12 protein-coding genes are annotated in these 13,447 nt (G+C 69.8%); 2 read left to right on the forward strand and 10 right to left on the reverse strand.

The window, feature by feature from the left end; all coding sequences use genetic code 11:
• Nucleotides 1–66: 66 nt before the first annotated feature.
• From QRO03_RS14545 to QRO03_RS14570, 6 genes are all read right to left on the reverse strand, one after another.
• Nucleotides 67–999, reverse strand: a complete 933-nt coding sequence (locus QRO03_RS14545; protein ID WP_285138203.1) for an ABC transporter substrate-binding protein — start codon at nucleotides 997–999, stop codon at nucleotides 67–69.
• Nucleotides 996–1,784 (reverse strand): ABC transporter permease, encoded by a 789-nt coding sequence (locus QRO03_RS14550; protein ID WP_285138204.1) that lies wholly within the window; start codon nucleotides 1,782–1,784, stop codon nucleotides 996–998. The genes QRO03_RS14545 and QRO03_RS14550 overlap by 4 nt, the downstream gene beginning before the upstream one ends.
• Nucleotides 1,781–2,530 (reverse strand): ABC transporter permease, encoded by a 750-nt coding sequence (locus QRO03_RS14555; RefSeq protein WP_285138205.1) that lies wholly within the window; start codon nucleotides 2,528–2,530, stop codon nucleotides 1,781–1,783. The genes QRO03_RS14550 and QRO03_RS14555 overlap by 4 nt, the downstream gene beginning before the upstream one ends.
• Nucleotides 2,527–3,351: an ABC transporter ATP-binding protein gene (locus QRO03_RS14560; RefSeq protein ID WP_285138207.1), complete on the reverse strand. Its 825-nt coding sequence runs from the start codon at nucleotides 3,349–3,351 to the stop codon at nucleotides 2,527–2,529. Before QRO03_RS14560 ends, QRO03_RS14555 begins: the two co-directional genes overlap by 4 nt.
• 14 nt (nucleotides 3,352–3,365) lie before the next feature.
• Nucleotides 3,366–3,668 carry a DUF427 domain-containing protein gene (locus QRO03_RS14565; RefSeq protein WP_285138209.1) on the reverse strand — a complete coding sequence of 101 codons (303 nt, stop codon included), beginning with the start codon at nucleotides 3,666–3,668 and terminating at the stop codon, nucleotides 3,366–3,368.
• A gap of 279 nt (nucleotides 3,669–3,947) precedes the next feature.
• Nucleotides 3,948–4,880 (reverse strand): 4-(cytidine 5'-diphospho)-2-C-methyl-D-erythritol kinase, encoded by a 933-nt coding sequence (locus QRO03_RS14570; protein WP_285138210.1) that lies wholly within the window; start codon nucleotides 4,878–4,880, stop codon nucleotides 3,948–3,950.
• A 240-nt stretch (nucleotides 4,881–5,120) separates the two neighbouring features.
• Here QRO03_RS14570 and QRO03_RS14575 point away from each other — a divergent pair, with 240 nt between their 5' ends.
• Nucleotides 5,121–6,701: a stealth family protein gene (locus tag QRO03_RS14575; protein ID WP_285138212.1), complete on the forward strand. Its 1,581-nt coding sequence runs from the start codon at nucleotides 5,121–5,123 to the stop codon at nucleotides 6,699–6,701.
• Here the strand turns inward: QRO03_RS14575 and QRO03_RS14580 are convergent.
• Both QRO03_RS14580 and rsmA read right to left on the reverse strand, forming a co-directional pair.
• Nucleotides 6,652–7,587 (reverse strand): phosphodiesterase, encoded by a 936-nt coding sequence (locus tag QRO03_RS14580; protein ID WP_285138213.1) that lies wholly within the window; start codon nucleotides 7,585–7,587, stop codon nucleotides 6,652–6,654. The genes QRO03_RS14575 and QRO03_RS14580 overlap by 50 nt on opposite strands.
• 431 nt (nucleotides 7,588–8,018) lie before the next feature.
• Nucleotides 8,019–8,858 (reverse strand): 16S rRNA (adenine(1518)-N(6)/adenine(1519)-N(6))-dimethyltransferase RsmA, encoded by an 840-nt coding sequence (gene rsmA, locus QRO03_RS14585; protein WP_285138215.1) that lies wholly within the window; start codon nucleotides 8,856–8,858, stop codon nucleotides 8,019–8,021.
• 66 nt (nucleotides 8,859–8,924) lie between these two features.
• Here rsmA and QRO03_RS14590 point away from each other — a divergent pair, with 66 nt between their 5' ends.
• Nucleotides 8,925–10,385: a sugar porter family MFS transporter gene (locus QRO03_RS14590; RefSeq protein ID WP_285138217.1), complete on the forward strand. Its 1,461-nt coding sequence runs from the start codon at nucleotides 8,925–8,927 to the stop codon at nucleotides 10,383–10,385.
• Nucleotides 10,386–10,812: 427 nt separating this feature from the next.
• Here QRO03_RS14590 and QRO03_RS14595 read toward each other — a convergent pair whose 3' ends face one another.
• Together QRO03_RS14595 and metG are read right to left on the reverse strand one after the other, a co-directional pair.
• On the reverse strand, nucleotides 10,813–11,676 hold the full coding sequence (locus QRO03_RS14595) for a TatD family hydrolase (protein ID WP_285138275.1): 864 nt from the start codon (nucleotides 11,674–11,676) through the stop codon (nucleotides 10,813–10,815).
• 170 nt (nucleotides 11,677–11,846) lie between these two features.
• Nucleotides 11,847–13,421 (reverse strand): methionine--tRNA ligase, encoded by a 1,575-nt coding sequence (gene metG, locus QRO03_RS14600; protein ID WP_285138219.1) that lies wholly within the window; start codon nucleotides 13,419–13,421, stop codon nucleotides 11,847–11,849.
• Nucleotides 13,422–13,447 lie beyond the last annotated feature (26 nt).

Consider the following 13,447-nt stretch of genomic DNA (forward strand, 5'->3'; position numbering starts at 1 on the left):
TCGCACCGACGCAACGACGCGGGGCCGCCCGGAGAACCGGACGACCCCGCGCAGGGAACGGACTGGTCAGACCAGGCCCGCCTCCTTCAGCCAGTCGGCGGCGGCGGTGGAGGCCGATGCCTGCTCGCTGCCCTCGACGCGGTCCCGCAGGGCGATCAGGTCGTCGGTGGTCAGCTTGGCCGAGACGGCGTCGAGCGCCTCCTTCAGCTCCGGCGTGTCGATCGACGAGGCCAGCAGCGGGAGCACGTTCTGCGCCGCGATGAGGTTCTCGGGGTCTTCGAGCACCTGCAGGTTCTCGGCCACCAGGGCGGGCGAGGTCGTGTAGATGTCGGCCACCTGCACCGTGTTGTCGGTGAGCGCCTTGACGGTGTCGGGGCCGCCGAAGTCCTCGTACGGCACGAAGGTGACGTCGCTCACGCCGTAGACCGACTTCAGACCCGGGATGCCGTAACCGAGCTCCGCGAACTGGGGGTTCGCGCCGAGGCTGAACGGACCCACCTTCGACAGGTCGCCGATCGAGGTCAGGCCGTTCGCCTCGGCGTAGGCCTGGGTGACGACGTAGGCGTCCTTGTCTTCGGCCTCGGCCGAGGAGTACACGACGAGGTCGTCCGCCGCCACGGCGTCGGTGAGCGCCGCGTCGACGTCTTCCGTCGTGCGCTGCGTGAACTCGGTGTCGTAGTACGCGAGCAGGTTGCCGTTGTACTCGGGGATGAGGTTGATCGAGCCGTCCTGCAGGGCGGGGATCGTCTGCTGACGCGGGCCGATGTTGAACTTGGTCTGGACATCGAAGCCCTTGGCCTCGAGGGCCTGGGCGTAGATCTCGCCGAGGATCTCGCTCTCGGGGAACGCGAACGACCCGACGATGATCTGGCTCGAGTCTCCGCCGCCGGCGTTGGTCTCGGGTGCGGTGGGGTCGGCCTGCGAGCAGCCGGCGAGCGCGACGACCGCGCCTACGGCGACGAGTCCGACGGCGAGCCGACCTTTACGGAAGATGTTCATGCTGTGACATTCCTCTCTGGGATGGGTGTTGCTGCCCTCGCCGCCGTTGCAGGACGGGGCGAAGGGTGACGGAGGCTCTGGCGAGGAGTACCCGCGCTCGCTCCCGAAATTCTGGTGAGGCGCTGGACGATCGCGAAGAGCGCATCGACCACGAGGGCGAAGACCGTGACGAGGATCGCGCCGCCCAGGATGCGGTCGTAGTCGTTGAGGCCGATGCCGCTGCTGATGATGCGGCCGAGACCGCCGAGGCCGGCATACGAGGCGATGACTGCGGTGGCGATGACCTGCAGAGTGCCGGCACGCAGGCCGCCGATGATCAACGGCAGGGCCAGGGGGATCTCCACCCGCGTGAGGATCTGCATCTCGGTCATGCCGACGGCGCGGGCGGCGTCGATCGTGGTCCGCGACACCGACTCCAGGCCCGCGTACGCACCGGCGAGGATCGACGGGATAGCCAGGATGACGAGGGCGACGATCGTGCCCCAGAACACGCCCGACGCGCCCTTCACGAGCGAGCCGAGCACCATCGTCAGGAAGAACAGCACGCCGAGCGTCGGCAGGGCGCGCATGGCGCCGGTGAAGCCGATGACGAACTGCCGCCCCTTGCCGGTGTGCCCGATGTAGAAGCCGAGCGGCAGGGCGATGGCCGCGGCGATCACGACGGCGACGACCGTGTAGAGCAGGTGCTCGAGCAGGCGATCCTGGATCGGCAGGGGCGAGATGCCGCCGGGCTGCCAGTTCTGGGGGTCGAAGATCCACGCGAAGGCGTTGAGGAAGAGGTTCACGAGCGCCCCCCTGCACCGGTGGATGCCGACTCGCCCACGGCGACGGGTGATGCGTCGCCGCCCGCGATCGGGGCGACGACGGCGGCCCGCTTGGAACGGCGGTTGGCGGCGCGGTCGACGCGCGCCCACGGCATGAGGATTCGCCCCAGCGCGACCAGGATCAGGTCGAACAGCAGCGCGATGAGAAGCGTGGCGATGATGCCGACGCCCACCTCTTCGAGGTTGTTGCGCTGCTTGCCGTTGGTGAAGAGGTAGCCGAGGTTCTCGGAGCCGATGAGCACGCCCACCGAGACGAGGGCGATCGTCGACACCGACACGACGCGGAGTCCCGCGAGCATCACGGGGCCGGCGAGCGGGAACTCGACCTGCCAGAAGCGGCGCCACCCCGAGAAGCCCATCGCGGTGGCGGCCTGCTTGGTGTCGGCCGAGACCGAGAAGAAGGCATCGGAGGTGGCGCGCACCATGATCGCGACGGCGTAGATGGTCAGGGCCACGATGAGGTTCGTGTCGCTCAGCACACGCGTACCGATGATCGCGGGGAGGATCACGAACAGCGGCAGCGAGGGGATCGTGTAGAGCAGGCTCATCGCCGTGATCGTCGTCGCTCGCGCGTACCTGCTGGTCAGCGTGAGGCGCCCGAGCGGGACGGCGATGACGAAACCGAGCACGATCGGGATGATGCTCAACCGGATGTGGTTGAGCGTCAGATCCAGCACCAGGGGGAAGTTCCCCCACAGCCAGGTCACGACACCGACTCGTCTCTCAGCGCGCCCTGCGTGCGACCCTCGGCATCGACCACGACCGTTCCGGTGGGGGTCTGCTTCAAGTGCAACGCGCGCTTGCCTCGCTCGGCGCCGATGAAGCTGGCCACGAAATCGCTCGCGGGGTTCTCGATGATCTCGCTGGGGGTGCCGACCTGGGCGATCTTCGCCCCCTTCTCGAGGATCACCACCTGGTCGCCGAGCAGGAACGCCTCGTCGATGTCGTGCGTGACGAAGACGATCGTCTTACCGATGTCGCGCTGCAGGCGGATGAGCTCCTGCTGCAGTTCGTCGCGCACGATCGGGTCGACGGCGCCGAACGGCTCGTCCATGAGCAGGATGTTGGGGTCGGCCGCGAGGCCGCGAGCCACGCCCACGCGCTGCTGCTGACCGCCCGAGAGCTGGCTCGGGTACCGGTCGGCCATCGCAGTGTCGAGGCCCACGGTGGTCATGAGCTCGAGGGCTCGGGCTCGGGCAGCCTTTCGGCTCTGCCCCTGCAGCACCGGCACCGTGGAGATGTTGTCGGCCACGGTGAAATGCGGCAGCAGGCCCGAGTTCTGCATGACGTAGCCGATGCTCCGGCGCAACTGCACGGCGGGCTTGCCGCCGATGTCGGCACCGTCGATCGCGATCGTGCCCGACGAGGGCTCGACCATGCGGTTGATCATGCGCAGCAGCGTCGTCTTGCCGCAGCCGGACGACCCGACGAAAACGGTGGTCCGGCGCGAGGGGATGACGAGGTGGAAATCGTCGACGGCGTGCGTGCCGTCGGGAAACACCTTCGAGACGGCGGAGAATTCGATCATGTGAGTGCCCGACCTCAGTCGGAGACCACGACCTTGCGGTCGAACGCGACGAATCCGGCGAAGTCCTTGCCGACGCGCTCCGTGGCCCCCGGGTAGAGGTCGGGATACGACCACGCGCCGTCGGGGAGCTCGGCACCGTCGAGCGAGATGTTCCAGTACTGCGCGGCGCCCTTCCAGGGGCACGTGTACGGAGTGGGGCTCTGCTGCAGAGCGCCGTCGCGGACGGCCTGCGGCGGGAAGTACCAGTTGCCCTCGATCGATGCCAGGTCGTCGCGGTCGGCTTCGGCGATCACGACGCCGTCGAGCACTGCCTTCATGGGATACCCCCTTCGTGGCGCCCCGCGGGCACGGCACCCAGCGGTGGCGAACCACCTCGGACGAGGGTAGCGAGCAAGCGATCCCGCCATCTGAACATTGCCCCGTATGTCGACCTGGGTTATGGTGCCCGCGGAAATGGCGGATGACGTCGACAGGGTGGGCCACCCTCGCTGGGCGGTCCCGAAGCGTTCTACCGGATCCCTGGGCCGCAACACGGGTCACCGAGCCGCAACTTGGGCCCCTGAGCCCGTCGACGGGACCGGCATCCGTCGTCGGCGTCAGACCACGCGCGCTCCCGGCACGGGACCGTGCACGTGCAGCGCGACGAGCCCCGCCGCGCTCAGCGTCACCTGAAGGTCTATCGCGGACGCCTCGTCGGCGGTGAGGAAGGCGAGGGTGGGACCGGAGCCCGAGACGAGGCCGGCGAGGGCGCCCGAACTCTCGCCCCGTTCGAGCACGCGCGCCAGATCGGGCCGCAGGTGCAGCGCCGGAGCTTGCAAATCATTGCGCAGTGTCGCCGCGAGCATCTTCGCGTCACCCTGCCGGAGCGCGTGCAGCACATCGGAGTCGACGGCGGGCACCCGTGGGGCGGGGCCGATGTCGACCGCGTGACGCTCGCGATGGGCGTCGAGCTCGCCGTAGACGATCGGCGTCGACATACCCACGTCGTTGGGCACGAGGACCCAGTCGAACCGGCCGCGGGCCAGTGCCGGACTCAGTTCGTCTCCGCGACCGGTGCCCACCGCCGTACCGCCCATCAGGGCGAACGGCACGTCGGCACCGAGACGGGCGGCGAGGCGGGAGAGCTCGCTCATCGGCATCCCCAGCCCCCACAGGGCGTCGCACGCGACCAGCGCGGCGGCCGCGTCCGCGGACCCTCCGCCCATCCCGCCGGCCACGGGTACCGCCTTGCGGATCGACAGGTGGGCACCGCGGTCCACTCCCGCGGTCTGCGCCAACAAGCGGGCGGCGCGGATGGCGAGGTTGCGGTCGTCGGTGGGGACGCCGTCGATGTCGACGGGACCGCGCGCCGACACGTCGAGCGAGATGTCATCGGCGGGCGTCGCCGTCATCTCCTCGTAGAGGGACACCGCCTGGAACGCGGTCGCGAGTTCGTGGTAACCGTCGTCCTGCACGTCGCCGACCTCGAGGAAGACGTTGATCTTTCCGGGCGCTCGGACGCGCACGGATGCCGGGGTGTGCGTCGTCATCGCCGTTCTCCCGCCCCCGCTCGCCCGCCGCTGCCCGCGTGTGCGAGACTGATGCTTCGGCCCGAGGCCCCCCGCCGCTCCCCAGTCGGTACGGGTAGGTCCGGTCCGGAGCGAGCGATCTGAGTCACTCTTCGACAGTAGCGCTCCGCTCCCCGACGTTCGTCGCCGCTGCCGAAACGTCTTCGAAACCCCGGAACCGTACGGTGACCGGATACCGTCCCCTACCCCCGCGGAGGCAGCATGCGCCCGATGGTCCCCCTGTCGATCGACGCCGACCCCTGGCGCGCGCTGCTGTCCCGCCCGGATATCCGGATGCACGACGGCATCCTGCACATGGTCGACGACACCGCCACACCGGCCATCGCCGAACAGGAAGACCTGTTGACCGCCGCCGCCGCGATCGAAGCCGCGGGCATCCGTGTCCTGCTGGTGCGCGACGCGAACCGCCGCCCCAAGCTCGTCGTCGACACGACCCACGCCGAAGCCGCGATCGAGGCGCTGCGCGACCCCGAGCTCGGCCCGGTCTACATGAAGGCCCGTGGTGAAGACCCCGTGCCCGCGCACAGCGTGCATCCCTCCGCCGGATCCGTCCAGGCCTACGCCGTCTTCCGCCCCCGCACCTCGACGGAGGGCTCGTACCGCTACGGCGCGTCGCTCGCCCCGCGCCTCGAGCTCTGGCGGTTCGGCGAGAAGACCATCGAAGCGCCCCGCCCGAGCGCCCTGAGCCGCCGCCGCTTCGCCGCAGCCGACCTCGACCTCGTCGAGGTGGAACGTTACGGACGCCGGTGGGAGACGATCTCGGGCATGTTCGACCCGCACCCCAATGAGTTCACCGCCGATGTCGACATGATCTTCTCGTGGGTCGACGGGTCGTCCAGCGAGTTCCAGCGGCAGCGCGCCGCCCGCATGAAGGGGTACGTCGTCGGCGACGGCGACGACAACGCCGCCCGGTACCGCCAGGTCGACGAGCTGCGTTACGCGCTGCGGAGTGTGCACATGTACGCCCCGTGGGTGCGCCGCATCTTCATCGCCACCGACTCCCCCACCCCGGAATGGCTCGCGGATCACCCCAAGGTGACGATCGTGCGCAGCGAGGAGTTCTTCGCCGACCCCTCGGTGCTCCCCACGCACAACTCCCACGCGGTCGAGGCGCAGCTGCACCGCATCCCGGGTCTGGCCGAGCACTTCCTCTACAGCAACGACGACATGTTCTTCGGGCGCCCCGTGACACCGGAGCTCTTCTTCAGCGGTGGCGGCGTGAGCCGTTTCGTCGAGAGCGGCGTGCGCATTGGCAGTGGCCCCTCGCACGTCGATCGGTCGGGGCACGACAACGGCCTGCGCGTGAACCGCGCCCTGCTGAAGGAGCGCTTCGGCCGCGTCATCACGCTCGACCTCGAGCACTGCGCCACCCCGCTGCGCCGCTCGGTCGCGGCCGAACTGGAGCAGGAGTTCGCCGACGACTACGCCCGCACCGCGGCGAGCCGCTTCCGCTCCGCGACCGACATATCGGTCACGAACAGCCTCTACCACTACTACGCGCTGGCGACCGGTCGCGCGATCGTGACGACCGAGCCCCGAACCCGGTACGTGCAGACCACCCAGCTCGACTCCCTGCGCACCATGGAGCGACTCGTCACACGTCGCGACACCGACATGTTCTGCCTCAACGACGGCAGCGTGCCCGAGATCCCCGAAGAGGTTCGCGTCCCGGCTCTGCGAGCGTGCCTCGAACGGTACTTCCCGGTCGCGGCCCCCTGGGAGAAGCCGGCGGTCAGCGCAGGATCGGCAGCGGCGTCGTCGGCGGCGACACCCGTCCACTGAGCTCGCGCGTGGCCGGGACCATGACCCCGGCCGCACGCAGGCGTCGCTGCGACTCGGCGGCGTCGACGTACTGCAGGGCTTCGGCGGCCCCGAGAGGGACGACCGAGTGCACGACGGTCTCGTCGTACACGTGGACGATGTTGAAGCCCTGCGCCGCGTCCTGCGGGCGCGTTCCCCCGACCGGCACCATGAGGTCTTGCGTGTAGCAGGTGGCGGAGGCCACCGACACGGGAATGCCGGCGAACGTGGCGAACGTCGAGTAGTGCAGGTGACCGGCGAGGATCGCGCGGACGTCGCTCCCGCGCAGGACGGCGGCGAGACTGCGCTGATCGCGTAGCTCGACCGATGCGGCCAGATCGAGGACGCTCGGCACCGGCGGGTGGTGCATCGCGAGGATCGTCCCGAGAGGGGCGGGGGTGGCGAGCACCTCGGCGAGCCACGTCAGCTGCTCGGCGCTGACCTCGCCGTGGTGCGCGCCCGGCACCGACGTGTCGAGGGTGACGATGCGCAGGCCGTCGAACTCGTCGACGCGGTCGACCGGCGCGGTGGGATCAGCGCCGTCGCCGGGCAGGAGGCTCGCGCGGAAGGCCGTGCGGTCATCGTGGTTTCCCATGACCCAGACCACCCGCGTCCCCAGACGCTCGGCGAGCGGCTCCACCAGCGCGCGGACACGCTCGTACGCGTCGGCTTCGCCGAAATCGGCGAGGTCGCCCGTGAACACCAGGGCGCTCGGCCGAATGCCCGACTCGTCGATGGCCGCCACCGCGCGGGCGAGGTAAGCCTCGGAGTCGACGCTGTCGTACAGGGGTGAGCCACCGGCACGCAGGTGGGTGTCGCTCAGGTGCAGCAGCACGCGTTCGGCACGGGGGTATTCGGAGTAGCGCATCTCGAGGTCCTCTCGGGCCGTCGGGTGCGGCCTCGTCACCGGCGTGATGCTCCCGGTGCCTCGAAATGTTACCGACATGTTTCGCGAACGCGTGATGAACACGTCGGTAATTCACCCTGACGAAGATTCATCCGCGCGTCCGCGTGCGGCTCTCGGCTGCGCCGGGCCCGGCGACGGGGTCCGGGTCCGGGAGATCACGCCCGGTTCACGAGACGACCGGATTACCGCGGCGAAAGCGCGCCATCTCGGCGACGACGGGTCATCTCGACCACGCGACGGGGCGAGCGAGCGGCGTAAGCGCGCGGGCGGCGTGGGCGCGCGGGCGGCGCCGGGGAAGGCGACGGCGGGTCGCGCCGGGGGAAGGCGACGGCGGGCCGCGGCGGGGGAAGGCGACCGCGGGCGGCGCCGGGGCACACGGGCCCCGGCCGGTGTCAGAGGGCGGCGATCCGGGCGTAATCGTCGACCGTCAGCTGCTCGCCGCGCAGCGTCGGGTCGACGCCCGCCTGCTCGAGCATCGCCGAGGCCTGGGCGGCCGTGCCGCCCAGCACGCCCGCGAGCGCCTGCCGCAGCATCTTGCGGCGCTGCTGGAAGGCGGCATCCACGATCTGGAAAGTGCGGCGCCGGTGCTCCTCGGTGCCGCGGGGCTCGGCATCCCGATCGAAGCCGACCAGCACGCTGTCGACGTTCGGGACGGGCCAGAACACCTGCCGCGACACCGTCCCCGCCAGGCGCCACGAGCCGTACCACGCGGCCTTGACGCTCGGTGCGCCGTAGATCTTCGAGCCGGGCGGGGCGGCGAGCCGCTCCCCCACCTCGGCCTGCACCATGACGACCCCGCGCTCGAGGTAGGAGAAGGTCTCGAGGAAGTGCAGCAGTACGGGCACCGAGACGTTATAAGGCAGGTTGGCGACGAGCACGCCCGGTTCCCCCGGCAGATCGTCGACGCGCAGGGCGTCGGCGTCGATCACCGTGAGGCGGTCGGCGGGCACGTCGTGCGCCGCCGCGGTCGCGGGCAGGCGCTCCGCGAGCCGGTGGTCGATCTCGACCGCGACCACCGAGGCGCCGGTCTCCAGGATCGCCAGGGTGAGGGAGCCGAGTCCCGGCCCGATCTCGACGACGCGATCGGATGCCGTGACCCGCGCGGCGTGCACGATCTTGCGCACGGTGTTGGCGTCGACGACGAAATTCTGCCCGAGCTTCTTGGTCGGGGTGACGTCGAGCTCGGCGGCGAGCCGACGGATCTCGGCGGCACCGAGCAGGGAAACGGGCATTGTTCCACTGTAGTCAGGGCACCGCCAGAACCCCTCCGCCGTGAGGGGCGGGAGTAGCGTGGGCGGGTGAGTCAGACGCAGTCGATCCCCTCCAACGCCTTCACCCTCCGGAGCCCGTACGGGCGACGAGCGATCGGGCTCTCCCTCGCCGCCGCCGTGGGCGGGTTCCTCTTCGGGTTCGACTCCTCGGTCATCAACGGTGCGGTCGATGCCGTCGAGAGCAACTTCGAGCTCAGCCAGGTGCTCACCGGATTCGTCGTGGCCGTCGCCCTCCTCGGCTGCGCCGTCGGTGCCGTGGTCGCCGGCGCACTGTCGGACCGCTGGGGCCGGCTGAAAGTCATGCTGCTCGGAGCCGTGCTGTTCTTCGTCTCGTCGATCGGTGCGGCCCTCACCTTCAGCGTGCCCGATCTGATCCTCTGGCGCGTCATGAGCGGTCTCGGCATCGGCATCGCCTCGGTCGTCGCCCCCGCCTACATCGCCGAGGTCGCACCCCGCCAGATCCGCGGCTCGCTCGCCTCCCTGCAGCAGCTCGCGATCACGCTCGGCATCTTCGGAGCACTGCTCTCCGACGCGGTGCTCGCCAACAGTGCGGGCGGCGCGGCCAACGAGCTGTGGCTCGGCATGGAGGCGTGGCGGTGGATGTTCCTCGTCGGCGTCGTGCCGGCGGCTGTCTACGGCATCCTGTCGTTCACCGTTCCCGAGTCCCCGCGGTTCCTGCTGGCGAAGGGCCGGACCGACGAGGCCCGCTCGATCTTCGCCCGCCTCGTGCCGCCCGCGGACCTCGAGAAGACGATGAAAGACCTCACGCAGGCGATCGAGACCGACCGCAAGAACGCGAACGTGTCGCTGCGCGGGCCGGTGCTGGGCCTTCAGCGCATCGTGTGGATCGGCATCATCCTGTCGGCGTTCCAGCAGTTCGTCGGCATCAATGTGATCTTCTACTACTCCACGACCCTCTGGAAGGCGGTCGGGTTCCAGGAGAGCGACTCGCTGCTCATCTCGGTGATCACCTCGGTCACCAACGTCCTGGTCACCCTGGTGGCCATCTTCCTCGTCGACCGGGTGGGTCGAAAGCCGATCCTCCTCACCGGTTCGGTGCTGATGACCGTGTCGCTGGGCGCGATGGCCCTGGCGTTCACCTTCGCCCAGGGCAGCGGCGAAGACGTCTCGCTCCCGGCCCCGTGGGGCACCGTGGCACTGGTCGCCGCCAACCTGTTCGTCGTCGGTTTCGGCGCCTCGTGGGGACCCCTGGTGTGGGTGCTGCTCGGCGAGATCTTCCCCAGCCGTATCCGCGGTCGCGCTCTCGGCGTCGCCGCGGGTGCGCAGTGGATCGCCAACTTCGCCATCACGGTGTCGTTCCCGGCGATGTCGAGCTGGTCGCTCCCGCTCACCTACGGCATGTACGCGCTGTTCGCGGCGCTGTCGTTCTTCTACGTCGCCTTCCGCATCCCCGAGACCAAGGGCATGGAGCTCGAACAGGCCGAGACGCTCTTCATCGACAAGCGCAAGACCAAGACCCGGGCATAGCGGATGCCGGAAGGCCGGCGCCCCGTGGGGTGCCGGCCTTCATCGCGTCCGGCGTGGCCTGGCGCGTGCACAGCTTCGGCGATGCGCCTAACCTCAGCGGAGTCCGGGGCAATGCGACTGAGGTTGCGCGAATGACTGAGGTTGTACGGAGCGGCGGCCCTTTGGCGGAGCGGGGCGGCGAAGCCCGACGCCCCGGCGGGCTCCTTGTCGCAACCTCTGCGATCAGCGCCGAGTCAGAGCGATTCGGGCGCATGCGACTGAGGTTGCGCGAATCGCGGAGGTTGTGCGGTGCGGTGGCACTTGGATCTATCGGGGGGCACCAGCATCCGCCCGGCGCGAGCGGATGCTGCGCGAATGGCGGCAGTGCCCCGCGCGGCGGACGGCCACCGACGCCTGAGGACACCGGTGCTGCAGAGATGCGCGCTGATCAGTCTGCGAAGGCGCCGTAGACCTCGAGCGTGTTGGCGGCGACCTGCGCGCCCAGCTCGTCGGCGTCGACGCCCCGCTCCGCCGCGAGGAAGCGCAGCGTGACCGGGATCAGGTACGGCGCATTCGGGCGGCCGCGGTACGGCACCGGCGTCAGGAACGGGGCGTCGGTCTCGACGAGGATGCGGTCGAGCGGTGTCACGGCGAGGGCGTCGCGCAGGTTCTGCGCGTTCTTGAACGTGACGTTGCCGGCGAACGACAGGTAGTAGCCGCGATCGGCGGCGATGCGGGCCATGTCGGCATCGCCGGAGAAGCAGTGGAACACCGTCTTGTCGGGGGCGCCGACGCGCTCGAGGGTCTCGAGGACCGCGTCGTGCGCGTCACGGTCGTGGATCTGCATGGCGACCCCGTGCTTCTTCGCCAGCGCGATGTGCGCCTCGAAGGAGCGCATCTGCGCCGGGATGCCGTCGGCCTCGGTGCGGAAGAAGTCCAGGCCCGTCTCACCGATCGCCCGCACGCGGGGCTCGGCGGCGAGCTCGTCGATGACGGCGATCGCGGCATCCAGCTCGCCCGCCCGCTCGTACTCGGGAGCCTCGTTGGGGTGGATCGCGACGGCGGCGAGCACGCGCGGATGAGAGCGCGCGGCCCACGCCGACCATCGCGAGGAGTCGACGTCGCCGCCGGCCTGGACGACGCCGTGCACGCCGACGGCCAGAGCCCGTTCGAGTTGCTCGTCGAGGGACAACCCGGTGTCACCGTCTTCGATCTCGAGGTGGGTGTGGTTGTCGTAGACCGGGATGCCGAGGGGTTCGGGTGCCGGCGGATAGCTGACGTCGCGCCGACCGTCGACACTGCGCTCGCGCACGTACTGGCTGGGGTCGCCCGCGTCGAGCGTGCCGCGAGGGCGCTCGACCGGGGTCGCGCCGGGGGCGGCGGCCACCGCGGCGGACCCTTCGACAGGCTCAGGGACCGCCGCCGGCTCAGGGACCGCCGCCAGCTCGGGGGCCGCCGCCGCCGACTCGAAAGGCACCCGCGTCACGCCTGCTCGACGCGCGGGAACAGCGGGGTGAGGACGGTGACCTTCGCTCCGGCGCTGAGCGCGCCCCACTCCCCCGCCTCGCGGAGCGGCTGGTCGACGAGCGGCCCGAGACCCTCGGCCGCCCCGAGGGCGCTCCACAGCTTCTCGGTCGAACTCGGCATGACCGGCGACAGCAGTACCGCGAGGGCGCGCAGGCCCTCGGCCGCGGTGTAGAGCACGGTGCCGAGGCGCTCGCGCTGGGTCTCGTCCTTGGCGAGTGCCCACGGCTCGTTCTCGGTGATGTAGCCGTTGAGGGCGTCGACGATCGTCCAGATGGCGGCGATGGCCTCGTCGATGCGGAAGCGCTCGACGGCGGCGTCGGCGGCCGCCGCGGCATCCGCCACCGTCTTCTGGATCGCCAGGTCGACCTCGGCGTAGGCGCCGGCCGACGGCACGACCCCGTCGAAGTACTTCTCGATCATCGCGACGCTGCGCGACGCGAGGTTGCCGAAACCGTTGGCGAGCTCGGCCTGGTAGCGGGCGGACAGGTCTTCCCACGAGAAGGACCCGTCCTGCCCGAAGGCGATGGCCGAGAGGAAGTAGAAACGGTACGCGTCGGAGCCGAAGACGTCGGTGATCTCGGTGGGCGCGATGCCGGTGAGCTTCGACTTCGACATCTTCTCGCCGCCGACGAGCAGCCACCCGTGTGCAAAGACGCCGCGGGGGACGTCGAGACCGGCGGCCATGAGCATGGCCGGCCAGATGACGGCGTGGAAGCGCAGGATGTCTTTGCCGACCACATGGAACGCCGGCCAGCGGCGGGCGAACTGCTCGGGGTCGTTGCCGTAGCCGACGGCGGTGGCGTAGTTGAGCAGCGCGTCGACCCACACGTAGATGACGTGCGAGGAGTCCCACGGCACCGTGATGCCCCAGTCGAACGCCGAGCGCGAGATCGAGAGGTCTTTCAGGCCGCTGCGCACGAACGAGACGACCTCGTTGCGCGCCGACTCGGGGCGCACGAAGTCGGGCTCGGTCTTGTACAGCTCGAGCAGACGGTCCTGGAACTCGCTGAGCTTGAAGAAGTAGTTCTTCTCCTGCAGCAGTTCGAGGGGCTTCGAGTGGATCGCGCAGACCTTGAGACCCTCGAAGGGGCCGGTGCCGTCGACGATCTCGGCCTCGGGCTTGAACTCTTCGCAGCCGACGCAGTACAGCGCCTCGTATTCGCCCGCGTAGATGTAGCCGCGGTCGAACAGCGCCTGCACGAACTGCTGCACGCGCTCCTCGTGGCGCGGCTGAGTCGTGCGGATGAAGTCGTCGTTGGCGACGTCGAGCGTCTCGAGGAGCGGGAACCACGACTCGGTGACGAGCTTGTCGACCCATTCCTGCGGCGTGACGTTGTTCGCGGCCGCCGCGCGCAGCATCTTCTGGCCGTGCTCGTCGGTGCCCGTCAGCATCCAGGTGTCATCGCCCGCCTGGCGGTGCCAGCGCGCGAGCGTGTCGACGGCGACCGTCGTGTACCCGTGCCCGATGTGGGGCAGATCGCTGGGGTAGTAGATCGGCGTCGTGATGTAGAAGGATCGGCCGGAAGTCACTCGGAGATTCTACGCAGGGGGCACCG

It is taken from the genome of Microbacterium sp. lyk4-40-TSB-66 (assembly GCF_030209475.1).
Taxonomy (GTDB): domain Bacteria; phylum Actinomycetota; class Actinomycetes; order Actinomycetales; family Microbacteriaceae; genus Microbacterium.